Source organism: Rhodococcus opacus (assembly GCF_012396235.1).
In the GTDB taxonomy this organism is placed as follows: Bacteria; Actinomycetota; Actinomycetes; order Mycobacteriales; family Mycobacteriaceae; genus Rhodococcus_F; species Rhodococcus_F opacus.
The window spans coordinates 310,688-334,380 of sequence record NZ_JAAXPA010000003.1; the positions used below are offsets into that span (position 1 = coordinate 310,688).

A 23,693-nucleotide genomic window follows, 5' to 3' on the forward strand; every position below is an offset into this window, starting at 1 on the left:
AATACAGAAACCGATGTACAGTCAGGATCATGGAGACACTGGTCCACCGGGACGCCCTCGCGCGTTTCGGGTACGCGCTGTCGGACACCACCCGCACACAGATTCTGCTGAGCCTGCGGTCCGGGCCTGGGTATCCGTCGGAGTTGGCCGAGAAGATCGGGGTGTCCCGGCAGATCCTGTCGAATCATCTGTCGTGCCTGCGTGGCTGCGGTCTGGTCGCCGCGGTGCCGGAGGGAAGGCGGAGCCGGTACGAACTCGCCGACCCGCGGATCGGACGTGCCCTCGACGACCTGCTCGGCCTGGTGCTCGCGGTCGATCCGTCCTGCTGCCCGGACGCGGAGACCGAAGGCTGTTGCTGATGGCGTCCGAACTCGGCATGCCCACCAGGCCGTCCGGCGAACGCAGGCAGGTCCTGTCCCGCCGGATCAGGTTCTTCGTGGCCGCGACGATCACCTACAACGTGATCGAAGCGATCGTGGCACTCACCGAGGGTGCGCGGGTGTCGTCGACGGCGTTGATCGGGTTCGGCCTGGATTCGGTGATCGAGGTGTCGTCGGCGGCCGCGGTCGCGTGGCAGTTCGCGGGACGCGATCCCGAGTCGCGGGAGAAGGTCGCGCTGCGCGTCATCGCGTTCTCGTTCTTCGGGCTCGCCGCGTACGTGAGCGTCGACGCGGTGCGGTCACTGCTGGGGGTCGGCGAAGCGCAGCACTCGACGGTCGGAATCGTGCTGGCCGCAGCGAGTCTGGTCGTGATGCCGGTCCTGTCGTGGGCGCAGCGGCGGGCCGGTCGTGAACTCGGTTCCCTGTCTGCGGTGGCGGATTCCAAGCAGACCCTGTTGTGCACGTACCTGTCCGCGGTGCTGCTGGTCGGGTTGCTGCTCAACAGCACCCTCGGCTGGTCGTGGGCCGATCCGATCGCCGGCCTGGTGATCGCGGTCATCGCGGTGAAGGAAGGCGTCGACGCGTGGAAGGGCGACACCTGCTGCCCCGCGCGGGTCGGTGCTCGCGCCGCGGATCAGGATCCCGGCGGCGACTGCTGCGACTTGTGATCGCCGAACGGCTCGTCGCGTTCGCGGACGGCCTCACGGAATCCGGCTGTGGCCGAGCGTAATTGGAACGCGTATCCCTCGCGGGTGTGCCGGGACATGCCGTCGAAGACGGTGCTCACCATCGTCGAATTCGCGACGCCCTGCGCCAGCAGTGCGCTGTTCAGTGCGAGTTTCACCATCATCAGCTGATTGACGGGCATCCTCGCGATCCGCTCGACGAGGTCCTCGGTGCGCCGGTCGAGTTCCTCCGCGGGCGCCGACTCCACCGCGAGACCCCACTCGGCAGCCTGCCGTCCCGTGATGCAGTCGCCGGTGAGGAGGAGTCGCTTCGCCCGCTGGTCGCCGAGGCGGTGCGCCCACATGCCCGCGGCAGGCACACCCCACACCCGGGTCGGGGGATAGCCGATCTTCGTGTCGTCCGCGGCGACGATCTGGTCGCAGTACAGCGCGATGTCGGTGCCGCCGGCCACGCAGAATCCGTGGATCTTCGCGACCGTCGGCTTGTTCGCGTGGAGTAGGCTCGCGAAGGCGCGGTTGAACCGGCTCATCATCGCGTAGTCGGCCATCGGATCCCAGTTGCCGAACGGATTGTGGTTGCGCGCCTGCACGATCGGATCGAGCACGGTGCCCGTCGTGCGGTCCGGCCCCTCGCCGGTGTGGCCGCCGTGCTCGGCGAAGATGCCCAGGTCGTATCCGCCGCAGAATCCCTTTCCGCGCCCCGCCAGCAGGATCACGTGGACGCGGGGATCGAGGTCGGCGCGTTCCACGGTGGCGGCGAGCTCCAGAGGAGTGTCGGCGGTGATCGCGTTGCCGTGGTCGGGACGGTTGAACGTGATCCGGGCGATGCGTCCGGTCACCTCGTAGGTGAGGGTCCGATACTCCGCCGGGGCGTCCGGCCGATCCGGTTCCCGACCCGCGAACAGGGAGTCGTCGCCCTCGTCCCAGCCGTCGCGCCAGGCCGCCGGACGGGTGCCGGCGTGGTCGTCGTGGCCGGTCACGACCCCACCTTGGGTGTGGCGCGGTCGATGATGGCGGCGGTGTCGACGCCGGTCGGCAGCGTCCCGAACACGGTGCCCCAGTCGCCGGACAGCCGGCTGACGCAGAACGCGTCGGCCACCGCCGGATGCCCGTGGCGGATCAGCAGCGCACCCTGCAGGGCGAGCGCCATGTCGCCAACGACCCGCCGCGCCCGGTGCTCGAGTGAGCTGACGTCGCTGAAACTCGCCTTCAGATCCGCGACGGCGGCGTCGAGTCGCGCGTCGGCTCCGGCAGCGGAATCGAGTTCGTCGAAGAAGACCTGAAGCGTCTCCGGCTGTTTCGCCATCGCGCGCAGGGTGTCCAGGGCGGCGACGTTGCCGGAACCTTCCCACACCGACAGCAGGGGAGCCTCCCGGTACAGCCGCGGCATCCGTGATTCCTCCACGTACCCGTTGCCGCCCAGGCATTCCAGGGCCTCGGCGGCGTGGATCGGGCCGCGTTTGCAGACGAAGTACTTGCTGACCGCCAGCGAGATGCGACGCAGGGTGTTCGCGTGCTCGTCGCCCGCGGTCGCGCGGTCGGTGAGCGCGGCCAGCCACAGGGCGACGGTCGTGGCCGCCTCCGACTCGACGGCGAGGTCGGCGAGCACGTTCCGCATCAGCGGCTGATCCACCAGGTGAGCGCCGAATGCGCTGCGGTGCACGGCGTGGTGCGCGGCCTGCGCGGTGCCGACACGCATGCCGGTGGCCGTGCCGATGGTGCAGTCGAGGCGGGTCATGTTGACCATCTCGATGATCGTCCGCACGCCGCGGCCTTCCTCGCCGACCAGCCACGCCACGGCCTCGTCGTACTCGACCTCGCTGCTGGCGTTGGAATGGTTGCCGAGTTTGTCCTTGAGTCGCTGCAGGTGCATCCGGTTGCGGGTGCCGTCCGGCAACACCCTGGGCAGGAAGAAACACGACAGTCCGCCGGGGGCCTGCGCCAGCACGAGGAACACGTCGGACATCGGCGCCGACGTGAACCACTTGTGCCCGGTCAGGACGTAACTGCCGTCGGACTGCGGCACGGCGCGGGTGGTGCCCGCGCGGACGTCGGAGCCGCCCTGCTTCTCCGTCATCGACATCCCGGCGATCAGCCCGGCCTTCGTCAGTGGAGGGTGCAGCGCCGGATCGTAGACCCGGGCGGTGAGCAACGGTTCGTACTGTTCCGCCAGCTCACGGTTGTGGCGCAGGGCGGGGACGACGGCGTACGTCATGGAGATCGGGCAGCCGTGACCGGGGTCGACCTGGCCCCACACCGCCATCTTCGCGGCCCGGACCAGGTGGGCGCGCGGGTTGGGGTCGGCCCACGGCGCGCCGTGCAGGCCCATCTCGACGGCAGTAGTCATCAATTGGTGGTACGCGGGGTCGTACTCCACCTCGTCGATGCGGTTGCCGTAGCGGTCGTGGGTGCGCAGGACGGGAGGGTGCGCCTCGGCGAGATCGCCCCAGCGCTGCGCCTCCTCGCTTCCGGCGAGGCGGCCGACGTCGTGCAGTTCCTCGAGCGCGTCGTGGGCGCCCTCGCGTTGCAGCGCTTCGAGGATCGGTGCGTAATCGGCCGCGTCGAAACTGACCAGCGGCGGCACCTGGTTGAAGACCTCGTGTGTGGCACTCATGTCGGGCTCCCGAGGGATCGAAGGGTGAAGGTGAGCAGGGCGGGGATGATCGCGCCGTCGGCGGCACCGCGGGCCAGGGGCAGAATCAGGGCTTCGCCGATGGCGCCGACGATGCAGGCGGCGGTCACCGACGCGTCCTGTTCCGGGATCTCCCCGGCCTCGACGGCGGCGGCAATCGCGACCGCGAGGGCGTCGCGGAACGACTCGCGGAACAGGAGGCGTTCGGTGTCGACCTGCGGGTCGACGGGCTCGACGAGCAGCGCGTAGGCCAGGGTGGGTGCGCGCAGCGCGCGTTCGGCGAACGTGCTGACGGAGGCGGATACCGCGGCGACGCAGCGGCCCTCGGCGCCCCGGGCGGCGTTGCCGGATTCGACGGCGGCGCTCACCTCGCGACTGCAGACGATGCGGAAGACTTCCGCGAACAGTTCGCCCTTGTTCGCGAAGTGCCGGTAGACGGTGCCGGTGCCGACCCCCGCCTCGGCCGCGACCGCGGAGATCGAGCACCCGGCGTATCCGTGGCGGGCGATCAGCCCGATCGCGGAATCGATGAGGGTGGTGCGGAGCGCGTCCAGGCGTTCCTGGACGGCGGGTGTGCGCCGGTAGGCCATATTCAAGGAGTGAACACCAGTTCCGTTCTTCCGTCAAGGGTGCTAGCGTCGGCTGCACCAGCGAGGAAAGGCGCACTCGATGACTTCCGACGTGGTACTCGTCCGCAAGGACGGCCCGGTCACGACCATCAGCCTGAACCGGCCCGAAGTCCGCAATGCCGTCGACCGGCCCACCGCCGACGCGCTCGCCGACGCCTTCCGCGCATTCGACGCGGACGAGGACGCGTCCGTCGCGGTGCTCCACGGTGAGGGTGGAACATTCTGTGCGGGAGCGGATCTCAAGTCGATCAGTTCCGGGAACGGGAACCGGGTCGCACCCGACGGTGACGCTCCGATGGGGATCTCCCGGATGCGGTTGTCCAAACCGGTGATCGCCGCGATCGACGGGCACGCGGTGGCAGGCGGGCTCGAACTGGCGCTGTGGGCCGACCTGCGGGTCGCTGGTGCGGACGCCGTCCTCGGAGTGTTCTGCCGCCGCTGGGGCGTGCCGCTCATCGACGGCGGAACCGTCCGCCTGCCGAGGCTCATCGGGGAGAGTCGCGCGATGGACCTCGTCCTCACCGGCCGGCCCGTCGACGCCGACGAAGCCCTGAGCATCGGGCTGATCAACCGGAAGGTCGCGGCCGGGGAGGCCCTCACCGCGGCTCGGCAGCTGGCCGCCGAGATCGCCGGTCTGCCTCAGGTGTGCCTGCGGCAGGACCGGTTGTCGCTACTCGAGCAGTCGGGGCTCACCGAGGATCAGGCCCTGCTGAACGAATTCCGGCACGGTGCAATCTCTCTGGCCAACGGAACGGTCGAGGGTGCCGCACGCTTCGCCGCCGGGGCAGGCAGGCACGGTGATGCTGCGCCCGTGAGTGCTTATTAACCAAGGGCGGTTAATAAGCACTCACGGGCGATAGCATTGTGCGCGTGGACGACTGGTCGGACGAGCGGTCCTCACCCGCGAACACGCTGCCGCCGGGGACGCCGGGTGCCTCCTGGCGACGAGTGCGGTTCCGGCGCGCGGTGTGGTGTGCGTACCTGCTCGCGCTGGCCGTCACGATCTACACGCTGGGGCTCCCCACCGACCGCATCTACCAGGCGACGTGGATCGTCGCCGGCCTCGTCGCCTTCACGATAGATCGGCCGTGGCAGGACCATCTGCGCGTCGTGCGGGACTGGTTGCCGCTCATCGCCGCTCTCGTCGTGTACGACCTCAGCCGGGGCTTCGCCCACGAACTCGGGATGCCGGTGCGGGCGGAGGAACTGGTGTCCGTGGAGACCTGGCTGTTCGGCGGCACGATCCCCACGGTGTGGTTGCAGGAGAATCTGCTGTCCCCGACGGGTGAGCTGCCGTGGTGGACTCTGCTCACGGGAATCGTCTACACCAGCCACTTCATCGTTCCGTGGGTCGTCGCGGCCGTCTTCTACGTGTACTCGCGCGACCTGTGGTCGGGGTACATGCGGCGGGTGCTGTTGTTGTCGTATCTCGGCCTGGTCACCTACATCCTGCTTCCGTCCCTTCCGCCGTGGCTGGCCGCCGAGGGGGACGTGATCTCGGGCAGCGTGGGCCGCGTCGCCGGTTTCGGATTCGGTGTGGTCCCCACTGATGTCAGCACACGATGGCTGGAGGCGCAGAGCAACCCCGTCGCCGCGCTGCCGTCCCTGCACGCGGCGTTCGCCCTGCTCGTGGCCGTCGCTCTCTGGCCGTTCGCGAAGAACCTGTGGTCGCGGGCGCTGCTGGTCGCCTACCCGCTCGCCATGGCGTTCGTGTTGGTCTACGGCGGCGAGCACTACGTCGTGGACGTGCTGGCGGGATGGGCGTACCTGGGCCTGGCGGTCCTGCTGGCACGGGCGTGGGAGTCCCGCACGACGGTATGGCCCGGCCGGGCCGTCACCGCCGGCCGCCCGCGGCGTCGCTGGTGACCGACACCTCGTCGAACATGGGCTGGAGGAAAGGCAGGATGCGGCCTACGATCGCCTCGTTGTACGCGACCCGTTGCTGATTCGGATTCGCGTGACCGGTCCCGTCGAGCTTCGCCACCAGCAGCGCGCCGTCGGTCCCGCCGGACTGTTCGACGAGGATCTTCTGCGTGTAGTCGACGTCGACCACCTGGTCCTTCCACCCCGCGCGGGGACGCACGAAGACGATCCCGGGCCGCGGCTTGTCTTCCGTCTCCACCGCCAGCGACTTCAGGTTGTCGATCGCACCGGACGCGACGATGGTCTTGAACTGCGATTCGATCAGCCCGTTGCTCGCCACGTCCTCCGACAGGACCTTCTCGGTGAGGACCTCGTCGACGACGTCGCGGAACTCGTCGACGTCGACGTGCGGATACCAGTCCGACTTCGTGTCGAGGAACCTGCTCTGCCGGGCCGCGGTCTCCACCAGCAGGCGCATCGTCCGGCTCTCCCGCGCGCCGGGGAGCCAGCCGATCCACCGCAGCATGTCCTCGCCGCTGTCGCGGCTCCCGGCCCGGACGGCGTGCAGGTCCACCGGGGTGCAGTCGAGTACCACTCCGATGAGGTTGGCGTCCGTGTCCTCGTAGATGTGCTGCGCGACCTCCAGCGCGACGACGCCACCCATGCTGTGCCCGGACAGGACGATGTTGTCGATGCCCTCGTCGGCCGCGCGGGCGGCGATCAGTTCGCTGATCACCTTGGTGTCGATGCCGCCGTTGTCGTACTGGACCGCCCATACCCGCCCGATGCGGTCGTACGAGGACAGGGTGCGGGCCGTGTCGGTGGCATCCTTGTTGCCCAACCCGACCAGGTCGACGACGGCGGTGTCGTGGTCTGCGGGCGACTGCGCGTCGTACACCTCGTGGATCTGTGGCTGGGTGAGTGCGAGTCGCTCGCGTTCGGGTTGCACGTCGTGAACCCAGTACTGGCCGCCGGCCAGGAGCAGGGGGACGGTCCCGAGCGCGACCGCGGCGAGGAGGCGCCGGGTGCGACCGAATTTCTGCCACTGGTGACCGAGCCGTGTCGCGTGCAGACGCGCCTTGCGGCGATCGTTGCTCCAGTCGGCCACGGTGGACGGATGGCGTGTCATTCTCTCCGACATCCACTCCGATGGTACGCGCGGGAGCAGAGGGGCCCGGTGGCATGGAAGTTACGGTGCGTTACAGCAGTTGGACATTCGCCAGTTTCCAGCCGCTGCCCTCGTGGACCAGCGCCAGTTGCATGCGGTTCCGGTCGACACGAGGGTCCGGGGAGTTGGAGTCGGTGACCGTCTGGTCGAGGAACACCAGGACTTCGGCGGCGTCCTGATCGCCGCTCGCCAGCCCGGCCTGCACGATCTGGGCGGACGACGTGGCCTGGTACTGGACGATCATGTCCCGCAGGTTCGACGCCACTGCGAATACTGTCCGGCGAATGCGCCGACGGAGTTGCTCTTGACCAGCGACAGGTTGGTAAGACCATCGCCGACCGCACCACCCAGTCGCCGGTGCTGGCATGGTGCAGCGCCTTGTGCGGTGTGGTGAGCAGGAAGTTGAACTTGGGCGCCACCAGCTTGTAGACGTCGGCAGTCGCCGAGCACCCGAACGTCTTCCGCTTCCTGGCGGACGGCGAGCTGAAACAGGACGGCGCGGGATCAGCCCTGTCCCTCGACGTCGAGCGCGACCTCACCGACCGGCTGGCCGACGAAGTACCCGGTGTCCGGTTTTCCAGAGTCTTTCGACGACTCGAGCCACAGGTCGGTGGTCGAGACCATGATCCCGACCGCGGCGCGGGCGGTGAACCGGACGTCGGAGACTTCGGCGGACACGGACTCGAAGATCGTCGACGCGACCCCGGCCAGCCATGGGCTCGAACTCGATCCCACCGAACCTCGCTGCCTCGCACTTGCCCGCATCAACGCCCCGTGAGTACTTGTCAACCGCGGGCGGTTAATAAGTACTCACGGCGGAAGCGGCTGGACTCCGGACAGAGGGCGGCGACCGGGGCGACGTCGGCCGCGTAGTCGACGTCGCGGAGCGTCGGCAGCGACAGCACCTCGGCGCCCGCCGCGAGGAGCGCCTCCCGGGTGAGGCGTCCGGTGTCCGGACTCGACGTGGGAACCGGGCGGATCGCCTCCGCCGCCACGGCGTCGGGCACTCCGAGGATCCACCACCCGCCGTCCTCCGCGAGTCCGAGGACGCATCGGCCCTTCCTCTCGGTGAGCAGGTCCGCCGATTCCGCGAGCAGTCCCGCCGTCACCTGCGGTGTGTCCGTGCCGATCTGGAGGACCGGCAGGCCGAACGCGTCGAACGTGTCGGTGTGGGCGTTCACCAATCGCTCCGCGAAATCCTCACCCCGTTGCGGCAGCACCGTGAAACGGTCGAGCGCCGACGCGATGTCGGTGCCCCGGACCGCCCGGCCGAGGTCGCCGGTCATCGCCACCACCCGCCGCGCGGCACCCGCACCGGTGACGGCGTCCAGGGTGTCCAGCAGCGAGGCGGCGGCGAGGTCGGCGGCCCGGGCGTCGCCGACGTCCCGCGCGAGCCGGGTCTTCGCGAACCCGGGCACCGGCGCCTTCGCGACCACGAGCACCGCGACGTCGAGAGTCACCCGATCACCTTCCAGAAGTCGTGGACGGCGACGACGGTGCCTTTCAGCGAACCCGACACCTTCGACGCGCCGGCGGTGCGCGGGCGATACGTGATGTCACGCTCCACGACCCGCCAGTGGGCGCGGCCGGCGAGCACCAGTAGCTGCAGCGGGTAGCCCGACCTGCGGTCGTCGACGCCCAAGTCGAGGAGGTCCTGTCTGCGCACGGCTCTCATCGCCCCGAGGTCGTGGATCGGCAGGCCGTACCGGCGCCGGAGTCGTGCGGCGAGGACGGCGTTGCCGGTCCTGCTGTGCAGCGGCCACGTGCCGCGCCGATCAGCTCGCCGCCGTCCCACGGCGAGATCGGCGCCCGAGTCCAGCGCGGCGACCAGCCGGGGGAGTTCACCCGGGTCCATCGAGCCGTCGCCGTCCAGCACGCAGACCACCGGTGTTCGCGCCGCCAGCACGCCGGCGTGCACGGCCGAACCGTATCCCGGGACCTGCTCCCGCACCACCGACGCACCGTGCGCGCCGGCGACTGCGGCGGTGTCGTCGGTGGAGTTGTTGTCCACCACCACCGTCCGGTAGTCGGGTGGCACCGCGGCCAGCACTCCGGGCAGGGATCCGGCCTCGTTCATGCACGGGATCACGACGGTGACGTCCCGTGCACGGATCGGTGCGCGCTCAGACACGGGGAGGTCCCGCCGGCGCCGCGTTCCTCAGGGGTGCGTGCGCGAACGCCGCGATCCCCTCGGCGGGCATGATCTGCGCCCGGAACCCCAGCCGCTCCCGGGCCAGCCGGGGGTCGGCGACGATGTGCCGCACGTCGCCGGGACGGTACTCGCCGGTGACGACGGGTTCGGGGCCACCGTACGAACGCGCGAGCGTCGCGGCCACCTCGCCGATCGTGATCGGTTGTCCCGAGCACACATTGAACGCCGAGAATCCGGTCAGCGCCGCCTCGACCGCAGCCACGTTCGCCGCCGCGACGTCGTGGACGTGCACGAAATCCCGCGTCTGCCTGCCGTCCTCGAACACGTGCGGTGGGTCGCCGTTCTCGAGGGCGGAACGGAACATCGCGGCCACCCCGGAGTACGGGGTGTTGCGCGGCATGCGATCGCCGTACACGTTGTGATAGCGCAGAGCGGTCACGGAACCGCCGGTGGCCAGTGCCCAGGCGAGCGCATAGTTCTCCTGCGCGACCTTGCCTGCGGCGTAGAGACTCCGCGGCCGTAGTGGCGAGTTCTCCTCTACGAGTGCCCACTCCAGACGCTCTCCGGTATCGGGATCCGTCTCGTCGAAGATTCCGGCTGCCAGGTCCTTCTCCCGGCGGGCGGCCGGTTCCACGAACTCGCCCCGCCCGTTGCGGTACCGGCCTTCTCCGTAGACGACCATCGACGACGCGAGTATCAGCTTCTCGCAACCCGACTCGTGCATCGCGGCGAGCAGCGTCGCGGTGCCGAGATCGTTGTGGCTGGCGTAGGCCGGGGCATCGCTCACATCCACACCGGCACCGACGACGGCGGCCTGATGGCACACGACGTCCACACCCCGCAGCAGTTCGATCAGAGCGGGAAGGTCGCGGACGTCGGCGCGTCGCACACCGTCTGGCGGCTCGACGTCGGCACCGTGCGCGGAGCGGAGCAGCGCATCCACGGCCACGACGTCGTGGCCGGCTCCGGTCAGCGCGGCGCGGACGTGACTGCCGATGAATCCGGCCGCACCCGTGAGCAGTACGCGTGTTCCCGTCATGGCAGCTCGATCGGCAGTGTCACACCCTCGTGGACGCGGCAGGCTTCGCAGGCGCCCTCGGGCGCGGCGGCGATCGCGGACCGCACCAGCGTCTTCAGCGACCCGAGATTGCGCTGGAACTCGGCGAACACGTCCACGGCGCGTACACCGCCGCCGGCCTCGATCCCCGCATCGAGGTCGGTGACCAAAGCGATGGTGGCGTAGCACATCTCGAGTTCCCGGGCGAGGACCGCCTCGGGGTGGCCCGTCATGTTGACGAGGGTCCAGCCCTGCCGGGCGAACCACAGGCTCTCCGCCCTGGTCGAGAAGCGCGGTCCCTCGACCACCACCAGCACACCGCCCTCCACGGTGCCCGGCCGGGCGGCGGCCTTGCGCAGGTCCGAGCAGTACGGGTCGGCGAACTGCACGTGCACGCCGCCTCCGTCGAAGTACGTCTGGGTGCGCCCGCTGGTGCGATCGACCAACTGGTCGGGCACGACCATCGAGCCCGGTCCGAGGTCCGGGGTGAGGCTGCCGGCGGCGCAGGGTGCAAACACCTGCCGCACGCCCAGCGTGCGCAGCGCCCACAGGTTCGCGCGGTACGGGATGGTGTGCGGCGCGAATTCGTGCCGGGCGCCGTGGCGGGGGAGGAACGCCACCCGCCTGCCCTCCACGTCGCCGACCGTGATCGGGGCGCTGGGGCGGCCGTACGGAGTGTCGATCGTGACGTCCGCGGCGTCCTCGTCGAAGAACGAGTAGAAGCCGCTCCCGCCGATCACGGCGACGTCCGCGCGGGCCGGTTCGCGTGCACTCATTGCGGTCATGCAGTCAATCCTCCGTCGTTATGCTGGGCGCGAGTGCGACTTTCGCCGAAGGAGATGACGTCATCGGATCCCCGCAGCGCGCCGAGGAGCGGAATATTCCGTACCGCGACGTCGTGGGCGCCGCGCTCGCCCTGATCCTGGTGGTGGTCGCGTTCGTCGTCCCGCGCCTGGGAAACGAGACCATCACCCCGATCGTCAACCGCACCGCGGAGAGCGTGCGGGACTTCGCGGACGCCGCGCCGCTGTTCGGGTTCCGCGACGTGCACTTCGGGTGGGGGACGCCGGTCGCCGTCGCCGTCGCGGCGGCGGTCGTGGTGTGGGGGCCGGGCCTGGCACAGACGCTGGCGTGGCGTCGCCTCACGGTGGGAGTGTGGCTCGTTTCCGCCCTGTGGTCGATGGCGCTCGCGCTGGTCGACGGCTGGCAGCGTGGCTTCGCCGGGCGCCTGACCTCCACCGATGAGTATCTCCACGAGGTCCCTCGTGTCACGGACATCCCCGCGACGCTGCGCGGTTTCGCGGGGCGGATCCTGGACCTGCAGGCCGATTCGTGGACCACCCACGTGTCCGGGCATCCGCCCGGTGCGCTCCTGACGTTCGTCTGGCTCGACCGGATCGGACTCGACGGCGGTGCCTGGGCGTCCGCGCTGTGCGTCGCGGTCGGATCCAGCGCCGGGGCCGCGGTGATCGTCGCCATCCGTGCGCTCGGCGACGAGGCCATGGCCCGCCGCGCGGCCCCATTCCTCGTCCTCGCACCCGCCGCGATCTGGGTGGCGGTGTCGGCGGACGCACTGTTCGCCGGTGTGGTGGCGTGGGGGATCGCCCTGCTGGCCCTGTCGGCGACTCGGGCCGTCCCGGTCCCCGCCCTCGTCGCGGTGGCGGCGGGCGTGCTGCTCGGGTTCGGTGTCTACCTCAGTTACGGGCTCACGCTGATGGCGATTCCGGCGGTCGCCGTCCTGGTGATCGCGCGCACGGCCCGCCCGCTGGTCGGCGCGCTGGTCGGTGCGCTCGCGGTGGCGGCTGTGTTCACGCTGTACGGATTCTGGTGGTTCGACGGCTACCAACTGGTGCAGGAACGGTATTACCAGGGCATCGCGTCGGATCGTCCCTTCGCCTACTGGGGCTGGGCCAACTTCGCGTCGCTCGTCTGCGCGGTGGGGTTGGCGGTGCCCGCCGCGCTGCCCCGGGCGTTCGCCTGGTCGCGGGTGCGGGCGCTGTCGCCGGTTCCCCTCCTCGTACTCTCCGCGCTGCTGGCGGTGGTGATCGCCGACCTGAGCGCGTTGAGCAAGGCGGAGACCGAGCGGATCTGGTTGCCGTTCGCAGTGTGGCTTCTCGCCGCCCCCGCACTCCTGCCGCGCGGAAGCCATCGGTTCTGGCTCGCGGTGCAGGCCGCCGGTGCGCTGGCCGTCAACCATCTTCTGTTCACGAACTGGTGACGGCCGGCGCATCCGAGGTGCCGTTCGGGGGCAGACGGTCACTTGGTCGCGATCGTGATGGTGGCGATTCCGACCAGCAGCCCCGGCTTCACGGCGTCGGTCTTGAACGTCTCGTTCAGCAGTCCGGCCGCGTCCTCCGAGATCTTGACCTCGGTACCCTGCAGGATCGCGGTGTCGTTCGGTCCTGTCTGCAGCGGCTTCAACGTGCGGCCGTTGAGATCGAACAACACCGCATCGGCCGCCGCGGGCGCACCGTTGACGCTCACGTCCCCGGTGAGCAGCGACGTGCCCGGGTCGATCACGAAATCGGTGAGTTCGACGACGGTGCCGGGTGCCGCCAGCGACAATCCACTGCCGTCGTGCATGATCTCGCCCTGTACGTAGGGATCGACCGTGCCCGGCTCCCAGTACTTGACGTTGCCGCCGGTGATCGGAAAGCTGACCGATCCGTCGGCGAGGGCCGCCGTACCCACCACTCCGGGAGTGAGGCCGAGCGTCGTCAGGGCTCCGGTGAAGCCGGAATCCAGTGCGACAGCGGTACTCACCCCGGTCAGGTTGTCGACCTGGGCGACGGGTGCGGGTTGCGTGGCTGCTGCTGCGCTGACATTCGACGATGCATTCGAATCGTTGCTCGAGCACGCCGCGAGCGGGGTCAGGGCGAGGGTGCCGATGGCCGCTGCTACGAGTGCTTTTCGATAGTTCGACATGATGATCAAACAACCTTTCCGGAGGAAGGGGTGGTGGGTGGATGTTCACTAGGTATTCGGTGCGACTTCGCCGTCGGATGGGAGAGCTCTTACGCCCATTCCATCCGCACGAAGTACCGATTGGCGTGCTGCAGAACATCGATCACGCTCAGTCCGGCGGCGCGTGCGACCCCGGGCATCGCGGCGACACTCACACTCGCCCAGGCGAACCACTCGCCGGCGAGATGCTCCGTCTCCCAGCGCAGTAGTTCGTGACGAACTCCTGTCGTGGTCGGCGGATCCACCTCGGCGATCACAATTCCGTGTGGTTGCAACAATTCTCGCGCGCGACGCAGTATCCGCACCGGCTCTCCGCCGATGCCGATGTTGCCGTCGGCGAGCAGCACCCGGTCCCAGTGCCCGGACCGTGGAAGCGGCGCGAAGATGTCCCGGTGCAGCGCGAGTCCACCGCGGCGGATCGTGAGTTGCACTGCCGTGAACGACGAATCGACGCCCAGCGCCGCGACGCCGGCCGACACGAGCGCCGCGGTGAGGCGCCCCGGTCCGCATCCGAGATCCACGGTGGCGCCGTGACAGCCGGTGAGCATCACCCGGTCCGCGATCCGATCGGAGAGTGAGGATGCATCCCCGCCCATCCACCGGCCCACCGGCAGGGGGCGACGCGTTCCCCGTGCGTCGCGCACCCAGCACGGGAGTCCCGCCGACGCGCGCCGCATCAGAAGGTCCGTGGACACGTCGACTCTCCTCACGAGCCGCTCACCGTGTCACCGTCCTTGCGGGACAGCGCGAGTCGGGTGGCGTACGCGACGGCGGACACCGCGAAGAACGTTGCGGTGAGCAGCAGCCAGCGGTCGAGGAACGGTTCCTGCGTCAGCCCCGTCGCAGCGAGATACGCGTCGGCACCCTGCTCGATGATTCCCGGTAGGAACAGCAGCAGCGTCAGCCCGGACGCGAGCGCCGGTACGCGAATATAGTTGAGCGCCGAAACCGGCTGCGGTCGTGGCGGTCTCCTGCCCCGCAACGCGTTCAGCCCGGACGTCAGGGACCGGTCCGCGAGCGCGTACAGCGGGAACAGCACGAGGTCGTGGGCGATCACCGCGCCGAGGAACCACACGGCGATCGACTTCCACCACACGTCCTGATTCCACAGATTCTGCGGACCGACCACCGCCACCGCATATCCGGCGAGGGCGAACGTGAACAGCATCGCCAGCAGATGCAGCGGGTTGGCGCCGTAGAAGCGGGCGAATCGGCGCATCTCACGCCTCCCGGAATTCGATGGCCCGCACCCATTTGGTGTTGTGGACGCCGGGCAGGGCGGGAACGATGATCCGGGCGGGGTAGCCGTGGTCGAGGGACAGGTCCGCGCCGTTGACCTCGAGGGCGAGCAGGGCGTCGGCGTCGCGCACCTGATCGGACGTCAGCACCGCCTGGTTGAACGCCCCGGACCGTTCCAGCGACGTCACCTTCGCCGACGTGAACGCCGTCACCCCGGCGGCGTCCGCGAGGTCACGCAGTCGCACGCCCGTCCACGTCTCGGTGGTGGACCATCCTTCGACGCACGCGATCGGAAGGGACGCGGTGTGCGGCGGCATCGCGCGCAGTTGACTTCGGCTCAGCTGCACGGGTTCCGCGCCACCCGTCACCGAGAGCCGCCAGGTGTCGCCGATCTGCTCCGGGGTGATCTGCGCGGCCGCGGCGGTGCGGTTGATCTGAAAGTCGTTGGGACCGTCGCCATACGAGCGGCCGCGGGGGAGGAGTAGCGCGGCGCTGCGCAGGAACCCGCCGGTGGTCTGCCCGACCGACAGGACGGCGACCAGGGCGGCGCCGCCACCGACCAGGGCGAGGGCGCCGCGGCGGCTGATCGTGGGCGGGGTGGGGTCTTCGGCCACGAGGCCGTTCTCGTCCGGCGGTTCGGGGCGCGTGTCCGCGCGGGACGTGCGCAGCACTTCCCGGAACGACCGGGAACGCAGCGACCTCACCATCAACGGCACCTTGAGGATCGTGTGCGTCACGAACCCGGCAATGAAGACCCACGCGCCCCAGTAGTGCGCCGTGTAGAAGTCGAAGCCGAAGATGTAGTCGTACTGAATGTTCAGGACCCCGGTGATGATCTCGAACAGCGCACCGCCCACCAGGGCGATCAGCGACAGACGTTCGAGCGCCTGCGCCGGCGACCGCACCGGCGGAAACACGAACAGTTTGGGGATCACCGACCACAGCTTGGCGAGCACGATCGGCACCAGGATCAGTCCGAGCCCGACGTGCAGCCCCTGGGTGAGCCGGTACAACCACGACGGCCGGGTGGGCCACGCGAAGTACGGAAGGTGCAACCACCCGACGTCGCCGGGTCGGGCCTGCCCGAACTGCGGACCGTACGCGATGTACGAGAGCAGTCCCGTGACGATGACGACCGGAAGTCCGATGAGCAGGACGAGGCCGAATACCGAGGTCAGCCACGGTCCGCGCAGTGGACTGCGTAATCGTGGGCCGCGAGAGTTGTCGGTCATGGTGTGTCAATCCCTCCGGCTCGATCATCTCGGGCCTCAGAGGTAATTCGGTGCCGCCACCGTGCAGGACTGCTTCGCCCGTAAGTACTTGTCAACCGCCGGACGTTAACAAGTACTCACGGGTGCGAAGCACCTCCGTGGCGGATCTCGTCGCGGGGCTGGTCGTACCGGACCATCTCGTATCCGATCATCGCGACCAGGACCGCGGTGAGCACGCCCAGGGTGGCGAGGGCCGGGATGTGCCAGACGACGGGGAGCAGCGCGATCAGCACGACCGCTGTCACGACGCGCGGCACGGTGACCGACCTCGTCGCGTACGCCTTGAACGAGACCAGCGCGAGGAGGTACAGCGCCGCGCCGCCGAACAGTGCGATCAGCGGCCAGCCGTACAGCGGGTCGGTGAGCCGGTGATGGTTGCCGTCGCCGACGTACGACAGGATCTTCTTCAGGCCGAGCGACAGCATCACGATCCCGATCACCATCGGCAGGTGCAGGAAGCTGTAGCAGTTCCGGGCGATCCTGATCTGACGCGCACCGGTCGCCTCCTCGAAGGCGTGCTCGACGGCCAGCGACGTCACGTCGAAGTACGACCACCACAGCAGCCCCGACACTGCCAGTCCCAGCAGCGAGGCGACGATGATCGCCCAGGAGATCGGCAGGCTCGCCACACCGATGCCGATCGACACGATCGACTCGCCGAGCGCGACGATGATGATGAGGCCGTGCCGTTCGGCGAAGTGGCTCACCGACCGCAACCGCCAGTCGGTGCCGCCGATCAGTGTGCCGAGGTAGTCGCCGGCGAGGGCGAGGATCCACATCACCGTCTGCGCGGTGCCGGTGAGTTGCGACGCGATGAGCAGGAACACGGTGCCGGTGATCATGCTCGGTGCGAAGCGCAGCACCTGACCGCGCAGCTGGGGGTCGGTGCGGCTGATCACCCAGAACATCACCAGGTGCAGCAGGCGGACGACGAAGTACCCGAGGGCGAAGATGACGGGGCCGTCGAGTCCGCCGGCCAGGTCGTCGAACGCCTCGGGGATCGTCAGGGCCGTGATGAACATGGCGCCCATCGCGCCGAACATCACCACCCGCACGATGCCCTCGTCGGCGCGCACGAGGTTGCAGAGCCAGGCGTACCCCACCCAGCTCCACCACAGGACGGCCATCACCAGTGCGCCGCGCAGCAGGTTCACCCCGGTGGGGTCCTCGGCCATCAGGTCGGTGACGCGGGTGAGCGCGAAGACGAAGACGAGGTCGAAGAACAGCTCGAGCGGCGATACCGACGCTCGCTCTTCGACGAGACGGGGACGCAAACGATGAGCAAAAGTCACGGGGAGAATGCTGCCACCGGACAGCGACGCGGGAAAGTCCTACGAACGGCGGCGACCCGTGGGGGCGGCCGCAGCCTTTCGTTCGGGCGTACCGACGGGGTGCGGGGGATCCGCGCGGTTGAGAACAACGCCGTGGTGGCGAGCAGTGCGGTGACGGCGTACGCCCCTGGAGCGCCTCGAGTCGCGCGCCGGAATTGATGTCGAGGATGCCCTGGGCGGTGGTGTCGGGGACCGACGCCTCCTCCAGGGCCGCGGCCAATTGTGTGTCGGGTGAACCCACCACGGTGGGATCACGGAAAGCCCGTGAGAGGGCCTCGAACCGGTTTATGCTCGGACGATGGCCGGAATTCTCGTGGGAGATCCCGGACTACCGTGACCGAGCCCGGATCCGGGGTGGCATCTGCGGATCCGGTTGGCATGCACGAAGAGAGGTTTCCGGTGAACGATATCGATCCGGAGGATAGCGGACCCATCGATTATCTCGTGGTGGAGTTCCCTGCCGACCGACGACCGGACGGATCAGCGTTGGCGATCCTCCGCGAACTCGTCGAGCAGGGCACCGTGCGAGTGCTCGACCTGGTCTTCCTTCGCAAGGAAACGGACGGCTCCGTCGTGGCGATCGACGTCGTCGACGTCGGACTCGTGGGCGATATAGATGTGTCGCTCTTCGCCGAGGCCTCGACCGGCCTACTCGACCTGACGGACATCGCCGACGCCGGATCCGTGCTCGAGCCAGGTGCTTCGGCTGCGGTACTGGTCTACGAGAACACTTGGGCCGCACCGCTCGCAACCGCCCTGCGTCGCACCGGAGCGCAACTCGTGGCGTCGGGCCGCATCCCTGTACAGGGCATCCTGGCGTCACTCGACGCTCTCGAAGCCAGAAACTGATACCGAGGACAACACCATGCCTGGACTTCTCCGCGGGATCGCCCGCACCGCTGTCATCGCCGGAACCGCGACGTCCGTGTCGAATCGAGTGTCTCGACGTCAGGGCCAGCGGTGGGCGGCGAAAGAGCAACCGCAGCAGCAACCGCAGCAGCAACCGCAAGCACCGCAGAACGAGGCCCCGGCCTACGCCGAGGCACCCCCGCCGCAGGCCGCCCCCACCCCCTCCTCGGGAGGAGGGAGCGTCGACCGGATCGCCGCTCTGAAGGATCTCGGAGAACTCAGAGCGCAAGGTGTGCTCACCGAAGCCGAATTCAACGCCGAGAAGGCGAAGATCCTGGCGTCCTAGGACGACCGCGGCAGTCTCCTACTTCATCCACGGCATGGAAGGTACTCCGTCGAGAATCGTCGTCGCGGCCATCTCCGGGGTGTGGAGGGCGAGCCGCTTGTCGAAGAACTCCGCGAAGGTCTGCGCGTCCTCGTCCTCGGCGACAGTGGCGTTCCGGGCGACGGCGGTCTTGATGCCACCGGGATGCACGCACGTCACCTGGACGGGGTGCTTGGCGATCAGCATCTCCTGACGCAGCGACTCGGTGAAGCCGCGGACGGCGAACTTCGCGGCGTTGTAGGCGCTCTGGCCGGGCACTGCGATCAGCCCGCACAGGCTCGAGATGTTGACGACGTGTCCGTCGCCGGACGCGATCAGATGCGGCAGAAAGGCTTTGGTCCCGTTGACGACGCCCCAGAAGTCGATGTCCATGATCCGCTCGATGTCCTTGAACTCGGACTTCTCGACGCTGCCGTTGTAGGCGATGCCGGCGTTGTTGTAGATCTGGTGGACCGTGCCGAAGTGTGCGACGACGTCGTCCGCGTAGGCAAGCACTGCTTCCCGTTCGGCGACGTCGAGCTTGGCGCCGTAGTTCGCGAGATCGAGGGCGAGGGCCCGGCCGATGCCGGATCTGCTCCGGTGATGACGGCGACTTTGCCGTCGAACGTACTCATGTGGATGCAACCTGTGCTGTGTCGGGGTGAATCTTCAGGACGTGCCGGCGCAGGGCTGCGCCGAGGTCGGTGACCGCCTCGCGTGCCTCGGCGAGGATGCTGACCTGGAGGTGGAAGTCGTGCCAGAGGTCGTCGAACCGGAGATGGTCGAGGACGCCCCCCGCGGCGGCGACGGCTGCTTCGATCTTCTCCGCGTCGACGGAGATCGGATCGTCGCCGGCGGTGTGCACGACGATCGGCGGCAGACCCGCCATGTCGCCGTACACCGGGGAGATCCCCGGCGATCGCGGATCGTGCTGTCCGGCATAGCGCGGGGCCCATTCCGCCGTCATGGACGGCAGGATGAGGGGATCGCGCAGCACCGGGCGCGTCCTGTCGACGTCGATCGCGAGGTCGGCCCACGGGCAGATCAGGCCGAGCGCGGCCGGGGCCGGGAGGCCACGGTCACGCAATGTCATCGCGAGCGCCAGCGTCAGTCCGCCGCCGGCGGAATCACCCGCGACGACGGTGGTGTTCGGGTCGAGTCCGTCGTCGAGTAGCCGGGAGTAGACCGCGACCATTTCCTCGAGCGCAATCGGGTAGCGGGATTCCGGTGAGCGTGAGTAGGCGGGGATCACCGCGGCCGTCCCGGCGGCCGCGGCGAGGTGCGCGACCAGGCCGCGGTACCCCTTCGCGCTCCCGAGGGCGTATCCGCCGCCGTGGAGGTAGATCAGCGTCCCGCCGGTGGCGTGCGCCGGCCGCACCCGGACGACGGGGACACCGGCGACCGTGTCGCGCTCGAACCGGGTGCCGCGAGGCGGGCGCGCGGCGGCCGTCACCGTCTCGACCATGAGGCGCTTCGTCCCGACGGGCACGCGGTGGGACGCAAACAGCGGTCGTGCGCTGCGCAGACAGGTCCGGATGACACCTCGGTCGATGTTCCTCATGCCGGCGCCCCGAACTGCAGGAGCCCGTCGTGAACCGGGTCTTCGAGGAGCATCGTGGAGTCCTTCTCGTAGTGCATGAGAACCTTCCACGGCTCCTTGGACCCCTGGCGGGGCATGACATCCTTGCCGCGCTGCACGTACCCGGACTGCAACTGGTCGAGCATGCCGATGTCCATCGCGGAGTTCTCCACGTCGCGGGGCGTCGCGACGGTGTGACCGCTCTCGTCCATGTACCGGAGCAGCCGGCACAGGTAGGCGCCTGCGATGTCGGACTTCAGGGTCCACGGCGCGTTGGTGTAGCCGAAAACCCAGGCCAGGTTCGGGATTCCCTCGACGAGCACCCCTTTGTAGGTCATCTGCCCGTGCAGCGGGCGGGGCTGCCCGTCCACGGACAGTTCCATTCCGCCGAGCATCTGGATCTTCAGGCCGGTGGCGGTGACGACGACGTCCGCCTCCAGTTCCCGTCCCGACTTCAGCAGGATGCCCTTCTCGGTGAACGTGTCGATGTGGTCGGTGACGATCGACGCGTCGCCGGACGACAGCGCGGTGAAGAGGTCCGCGTCCGGCACCGCGCAGAGGCGCTCGTCCCACGGCATGTAGTTCGGCGTGAAGTGGCTCATGTCGAATCCTGGGCCGAGGCGTCGTCGAACCTGCCAGAGCAGGAATCGCCGCATCTGCCGGGGCCACCGCCGGCATGCCAGGTAGAGCCCGCGCTGGAGGGCGATGTTGCGCTTGCGTCCGAACGCGTACACCCACTTGGCGGGGAGGAATCGGCCCAGTACCTCGGAGATCTTGTCGAGTGCGGGTATCGAGAAGATGTACGACGGTGAGCGTTGCAGCATGGTCACGTGCTCTGCATCGCCGGCCATCGACGGGACCAGGGTAACGGCGGTGGCGCCGCTTCCGATCACGACGACCTTCTTACCGGTGTAGTCGAGGTCCTCCGGCCACTGCTGTGGGTGGACGCACCGGCCCTGGAACCGGTCCGTACCCGGGAAGTCCGGCAGGTGGCCGGCGTCGTAGTCGTAGTAGCCGGTGCAGCTGACCAGGTACCCGCAGGTGAAGGTGCGAATGTCGCCGGTTGCCTCGTGCAGGGCCGTCACGGTCCAGCGTTCCTCGGCCGTCGACCAGTCGGCCTCGACGATCTTCAGGCCGTAACGAATCTTGTCCTCGACGCCGAACTCCCGCGCGGTATCGGCGATGTACTGGCGGATCGACGCACCATCCGCGAGCACCTTCGAGTCGTGCCACGGCCGGAACTTGTAGCCGAACGTGAACATGTCGGAGTCGGACCGAATACCGGGGTAGCGGAACAGATCCCACGTCCCGCCCAGCCGCTCGCGGCGCTCCAGCACGGCGATGGTCTTGTGGGGGAACTCGGCTGCCACCTGGCAGGCCGTTCCGATGCCGGACAGTCCGGCACCGATGATCAGAACGTCGAAATGTGTCGTGCTCATGGCTTCCTCGCGCTTCTGCCTGCTGGGTTTGCAGGATGGGGTACAAACAGAATGACTGTGGGCCACGTCACAGGTCTTGACACTTCCGGACATGCTTTTAGCATTTCCCGACACCGCTTCCGGCGAGAGGGGAGTTGATCCCGTGGGAAGTCTGATCCGGGCCACGAACCTCTGGGGATGCGGCGACCTGATCCGGGAGCTGGGCGCCGACCCGGAATCGTTCCTCGCGCGCTTCCACATCCCACCGGGAGTCGAGCGCGAGGAGGACGCGTTCGTGTCGTTCGAGGCGGTCGTGCACGTGCTGGAGGCCGGCGCCGCCGACCTGGGCTGCCCGGACTTCGGGCTTCGGCTCTCACATTGGCAGGGCTTGGACATCCTCGGGCCCGTCGCCGTGATCGCGCGGAACGCGCAGACCGTGCACGGCGCGTTCGAGGCGATTGCCCGCTACTTCTACGTGCATTCGCCCGCCCTGAAGCTGACCGTCCGGCCGCGCACCGCAAGGGGTGACGTCCGGTTCGTCTACGAGATGACGGAACCGTCCATGCCCTATCTGCCTCAGGGGTACGAGCTGGCCATGGCCAACGGCGTCCGCATCCTGCGGCTGCTGGGCGGACCGGACGCGCGTCCCTCGATGATCTCGTTCGTGCACGACCAACTCGGGTCGGACGCCGCCTACCGGGATGCGCTGGACTGCCCCGTCCTGTTCGGACAGTCGTGGTGCGGGTTCGAACTGCCCCGCGCCCTGGCGGACCGGCGGATCGACAGCGCAGATCCGGAGACCCGGCGCATTGCCACGAAATACCTGGAATCCCACTACCTGCCGAGCACCGCGGCGCTGTCCGAACGGGTGTCGGAGCTGGCCCGGCGCCTGCTGCCCACCGGTCATTGCAGCGCCGAGGCCATCGCCGACCAACTGTCGATGCATCCGCGCACGCTGCAACGACGTCTGGCCGAGGAGGGTGTGCGATGCCAGGACCTCATCGAACGGGAGCGTCGCGACCAGGCGGCGAGATACCTCGCCGAACCGGGATTTCATCTCGGCCAGATCGCCGGACTGCTCGGCTACACCGAACAGAGCACCCTCAACCGTTCCTGCAGGCGGTGGTTCGGGAAGACGCCGAGGCAGTACCGGGCCGACCTGCACCCGTGAGTACTTGTTAACGTCGGGCGGTTAACAAGTACTCACGGGCGGCGGAGCCGCTACTTGACGCCGCCGGCGGTGAGGCCGGACACGATGCGCCGCTGCAACAGCAGCACGATGATGACGAGCGGGATGGTCACGACCGTTCCCGCTGCCATCACGGACGTGAACGGCTCCTCGTGCGGCTTGCTGCCCGCGAATTGTGCGATGGCGACGGTGGCCGGCTGGGTCACGTCGTTGGACAGCTGACTGGAGATCAGGTATTCGTTCCACGACGCGATGAACGCGAGGATCGCGGTGGTGAACAGTCCCGGCGCGGCCAAGGGCAGCAACACCATTCGGAAGGCCTGCCGCCTGCTGGCCCCGTCGATTCGGGCGGCCTCCTCGAGTTCCCACGGCAGTTCCTTGAAGAACGCGGTGAGGGTGTAGATGGTGAGGGGCAGCACGAACGAGATGTTCGGAATGATCAGCGCCTGGTAGGTGCCGAACCAGCCCATCGACGTGAACAGCTGGAACAGCGGTGTCAGGACGGCGACGCCCGGGAACATCGACGCCGCCAGGATGATTCCGAGGACGACGTGCTTTCCCCGGAACTGCAGTCGCGCCAGCGCGTACGCGGTGCCGACTCCGACGACCAGACCGATCGCGGTGGTGACGGCGCCGATGATCGTGCTGTTGACGAGTGCCCTGGCGAAGTGGTTGCCCGCCTCCGTCGAGAACACGCTCGCGAAATTCTCCAGCGTGACGTGGGTGGGCCACGGGGTGGTGTCGAACGTGTAGTCGGAGTGGCGGAAGGCGGTGACCACCATCCAGTAGACCGGGGCCAGACCCCAGACGACGATCACCGCCAGGCCCAGGTAGGTGCGGATGGAGGCGAGCGACGGTGCCCGGCGCCGGCGTGCCACCGCGGCACGGGGGATCCCCGGTGTGACGACTGCTGTGGACATGG

The 23,693-nt window shown here is 68.6% G+C and carries 26 protein-coding genes and 1 pseudogene; 8 read left to right on the forward strand and 19 right to left on the reverse strand.

Annotated features, from left to right (window positions below; translation table 11 throughout):
- Positions 1 to 29: 29 nt before the first annotated feature.
- Both HGB39_RS05485 and HGB39_RS05490 read left to right on the forward strand, forming a co-directional pair.
- A complete protein-coding gene (locus tag HGB39_RS05485; protein WP_005253404.1) occupies positions 30 to 359 on the forward strand; it encodes an ArsR/SmtB family transcription factor in 330 nt (109 codons plus the stop codon).
- Complete coding sequence (locus HGB39_RS05490) at positions 359 to 1,048, forward strand: cation diffusion facilitator family transporter (protein ID WP_064079895.1); 690 nt, start codon at positions 359 to 361, stop codon at positions 1,046 to 1,048. The genes HGB39_RS05485 and HGB39_RS05490 overlap by 1 nt, the downstream gene beginning before the upstream one ends.
- On the opposite strand, the gene HGB39_RS05495 is transcribed toward HGB39_RS05490, so the two are convergent.
- Genes HGB39_RS05495 through HGB39_RS05505 form a run of 3 tightly spaced genes read right to left on the reverse strand, consistent with a single transcriptional unit; the run spans position 1,015 to position 4,288 of the window.
- Complete coding sequence (locus tag HGB39_RS05495) at positions 1,015 to 2,046, reverse strand: crotonase/enoyl-CoA hydratase family protein (RefSeq protein WP_005567841.1); 1,032 nt, start codon at positions 2,044 to 2,046, stop codon at positions 1,015 to 1,017. The genes HGB39_RS05490 and HGB39_RS05495 overlap by 34 nt on opposite strands.
- A complete protein-coding gene (locus tag HGB39_RS05500; protein ID WP_005567843.1) occupies positions 2,043 to 3,680 on the reverse strand; it encodes an acyl-CoA dehydrogenase family protein in 1,638 nt (545 codons plus the stop codon). Before HGB39_RS05500 ends, HGB39_RS05495 begins: the two co-directional genes overlap by 4 nt.
- The gene (locus HGB39_RS05505; RefSeq protein ID WP_005567845.1) at positions 3,677 to 4,288 is read right to left on the reverse strand and encodes a TetR/AcrR family transcriptional regulator; all 612 of its coding nucleotides are present in this window, start codon (positions 4,286 to 4,288) and stop codon (positions 3,677 to 3,679) included. Before HGB39_RS05505 ends, HGB39_RS05500 begins: the two co-directional genes overlap by 4 nt.
- Before the next feature lie 79 nt (positions 4,289 to 4,367).
- Here HGB39_RS05505 and HGB39_RS05510 point away from each other — a divergent pair, with 79 nt between their 5' ends.
- Positions 4,368 to 5,153: a crotonase/enoyl-CoA hydratase family protein gene (locus HGB39_RS05510; RefSeq protein ID WP_043790319.1), complete on the forward strand. Its 786-nt coding sequence runs from the start codon at positions 4,368 to 4,370 to the stop codon at positions 5,151 to 5,153.
- 140 nt (positions 5,154 to 5,293) lie between these two features.
- A complete protein-coding gene (locus tag HGB39_RS05515; protein ID WP_100229373.1) occupies positions 5,294 to 6,193 on the forward strand; it encodes a phosphatase PAP2 family protein in 900 nt (299 codons plus the stop codon).
- Here the strand turns inward: HGB39_RS05515 and HGB39_RS05520 are convergent.
- The 7 genes from HGB39_RS05520 to HGB39_RS05550 form a co-directional block, all read right to left on the reverse strand.
- A complete protein-coding gene (locus HGB39_RS05520; protein ID WP_005567850.1) occupies positions 6,162 to 7,319 on the reverse strand; it encodes an alpha/beta hydrolase in 1,158 nt (385 codons plus the stop codon). The two genes, HGB39_RS05515 and HGB39_RS05520, sit on opposite strands and share 32 nt — an antisense overlap.
- Positions 7,320 to 7,389: 70 nt before the next feature.
- Entirely contained in the window at positions 7,390 to 7,623 is a 234-nt protein-coding gene (locus HGB39_RS05525) for a hypothetical protein (protein ID WP_005567852.1), read from the reverse strand.
- 239 nt (positions 7,624 to 7,862) lie between these two features.
- Positions 7,863 to 8,093 (reverse strand): hypothetical protein, encoded by a 231-nt coding sequence (locus HGB39_RS05530; RefSeq protein WP_005567853.1) that lies wholly within the window; start codon positions 8,091 to 8,093, stop codon positions 7,863 to 7,865.
- Between the two features lie 50 nt (positions 8,094 to 8,143).
- Complete coding sequence (locus HGB39_RS05535; RefSeq protein ID WP_005567855.1) at positions 8,144 to 8,818, reverse strand: TIGR04282 family arsenosugar biosynthesis glycosyltransferase; 675 nt, start codon at positions 8,816 to 8,818, stop codon at positions 8,144 to 8,146.
- A complete protein-coding gene (locus tag HGB39_RS05540; protein WP_043790326.1) occupies positions 8,815 to 9,489 on the reverse strand; it encodes a glycosyltransferase family 2 protein in 675 nt (224 codons plus the stop codon). The genes HGB39_RS05535 and HGB39_RS05540 overlap by 4 nt, the downstream gene beginning before the upstream one ends.
- Positions 9,482 to 10,549 carry an NAD-dependent epimerase/dehydratase family protein gene (locus HGB39_RS05545; protein ID WP_005567858.1) on the reverse strand — a complete coding sequence of 356 codons (1,068 nt, stop codon included), beginning with the start codon at positions 10,547 to 10,549 and terminating at the stop codon, positions 9,482 to 9,484. The genes HGB39_RS05540 and HGB39_RS05545 overlap by 8 nt, the downstream gene beginning before the upstream one ends.
- Positions 10,546 to 11,352 carry an S-methyl-5'-thioadenosine phosphorylase gene (locus tag HGB39_RS05550; protein ID WP_005567860.1) on the reverse strand — a complete coding sequence of 269 codons (807 nt, stop codon included), beginning with the start codon at positions 11,350 to 11,352 and terminating at the stop codon, positions 10,546 to 10,548. Before HGB39_RS05550 ends, HGB39_RS05545 begins: the two co-directional genes overlap by 4 nt.
- 20 nt (positions 11,353 to 11,372) lie before the next feature.
- Here HGB39_RS05550 and HGB39_RS05555 point away from each other — a divergent pair, with 20 nt between their 5' ends.
- Positions 11,373 to 12,785, forward strand: a complete 1,413-nt coding sequence (locus tag HGB39_RS05555; RefSeq protein ID WP_005567862.1) for a hypothetical protein — start codon at positions 11,373 to 11,375, stop codon at positions 12,783 to 12,785.
- Between the two features lie 38 nt (positions 12,786 to 12,823).
- On the opposite strand, the gene HGB39_RS05560 is transcribed toward HGB39_RS05555, so the two are convergent.
- From HGB39_RS05560 to HGB39_RS05580, 5 genes are all read right to left on the reverse strand, one after another.
- Positions 12,824 to 13,492 (reverse strand): hypothetical protein, encoded by a 669-nt coding sequence (locus tag HGB39_RS05560; RefSeq protein WP_043790333.1) that lies wholly within the window; start codon positions 13,490 to 13,492, stop codon positions 12,824 to 12,826.
- A gap of 89 nt (positions 13,493 to 13,581) precedes the next feature.
- The gene (locus tag HGB39_RS05565) at positions 13,582 to 14,208 is read right to left on the reverse strand and encodes a methyltransferase domain-containing protein (RefSeq protein WP_005567866.1); all 627 of its coding nucleotides are present in this window, start codon (positions 14,206 to 14,208) and stop codon (positions 13,582 to 13,584) included.
- A gap of 29 nt (positions 14,209 to 14,237) precedes the next feature.
- Positions 14,238 to 14,750, reverse strand: coding sequence for a hypothetical protein (locus tag HGB39_RS05570; RefSeq protein ID WP_064081038.1), 513 nt, complete (start codon positions 14,748 to 14,750; stop codon positions 14,238 to 14,240).
- A 1-nt stretch (position 14,751) separates the two neighbouring features.
- Positions 14,752 to 16,002: a molybdopterin-dependent oxidoreductase gene (locus HGB39_RS05575; RefSeq protein WP_064081039.1), complete on the reverse strand. Its 1,251-nt coding sequence runs from the start codon at positions 16,000 to 16,002 to the stop codon at positions 14,752 to 14,754.
- 116 nt (positions 16,003 to 16,118) lie between these two features.
- Positions 16,119 to 17,333, reverse strand: a complete 1,215-nt coding sequence (locus HGB39_RS05580) for a low temperature requirement protein A (RefSeq protein WP_043789114.1) — start codon at positions 17,331 to 17,333, stop codon at positions 16,119 to 16,121.
- A gap of 438 nt (positions 17,334 to 17,771) precedes the next feature.
- Between HGB39_RS05580 and HGB39_RS05585 the strand changes: the two genes are divergently transcribed.
- Positions 17,772 to 18,221 carry a DUF6325 family protein gene (locus HGB39_RS05585; RefSeq protein WP_005565516.1) on the forward strand — a complete coding sequence of 150 codons (450 nt, stop codon included), beginning with the start codon at positions 17,772 to 17,774 and terminating at the stop codon, positions 18,219 to 18,221.
- 16 nt (positions 18,222 to 18,237) lie between these two features.
- The gene (locus tag HGB39_RS05590) at positions 18,238 to 18,567 is read left to right on the forward strand and encodes an SHOCT domain-containing protein (protein ID WP_005565517.1); all 330 of its coding nucleotides are present in this window, start codon (positions 18,238 to 18,240) and stop codon (positions 18,565 to 18,567) included.
- A 42-nt stretch (positions 18,568 to 18,609) separates the two neighbouring features.
- Here the strand turns inward: HGB39_RS05590 and HGB39_RS05595 are convergent.
- The 3 genes and pseudogenes from HGB39_RS05595 to HGB39_RS05605 all read right to left on the reverse strand — a co-directional run.
- A pseudogene (locus tag HGB39_RS05595) lies at positions 18,610 to 19,220 on the reverse strand (SDR family oxidoreductase); the annotation flags it as partial.
- Positions 19,217 to 20,146 carry an alpha/beta hydrolase fold domain-containing protein gene (locus tag HGB39_RS05600; RefSeq protein ID WP_210752526.1) on the reverse strand — a complete coding sequence of 310 codons (930 nt, stop codon included), beginning with the start codon at positions 20,144 to 20,146 and terminating at the stop codon, positions 19,217 to 19,219. The gene HGB39_RS05600 and the pseudogene HGB39_RS05595, both read right to left, overlap by 4 nt.
- Complete coding sequence (locus HGB39_RS05605; protein WP_005562111.1) at positions 20,143 to 21,603, reverse strand: flavin-containing monooxygenase; 1,461 nt, start codon at positions 21,601 to 21,603, stop codon at positions 20,143 to 20,145. Before HGB39_RS05605 ends, HGB39_RS05600 begins: the two co-directional genes overlap by 4 nt.
- Positions 21,604 to 21,694: 91 nt before the next feature.
- On the opposite strand from HGB39_RS05605, the gene HGB39_RS05610 reads away from it, so the two are divergent.
- Positions 21,695 to 22,753, forward strand: coding sequence for an AraC family transcriptional regulator (locus HGB39_RS05610; RefSeq protein WP_210752527.1), 1,059 nt, complete (start codon positions 21,695 to 21,697; stop codon positions 22,751 to 22,753).
- 50 nt (positions 22,754 to 22,803) lie between these two features.
- Here HGB39_RS05610 and HGB39_RS05615 read toward each other — a convergent pair whose 3' ends face one another.
- Positions 22,804 to 23,691, reverse strand: a complete 888-nt coding sequence (locus tag HGB39_RS05615; protein WP_005562109.1) for a carbohydrate ABC transporter permease — start codon at positions 23,689 to 23,691, stop codon at positions 22,804 to 22,806.
- Between the last annotated feature and the right edge of the window lie 2 nt (positions 23,692 to 23,693).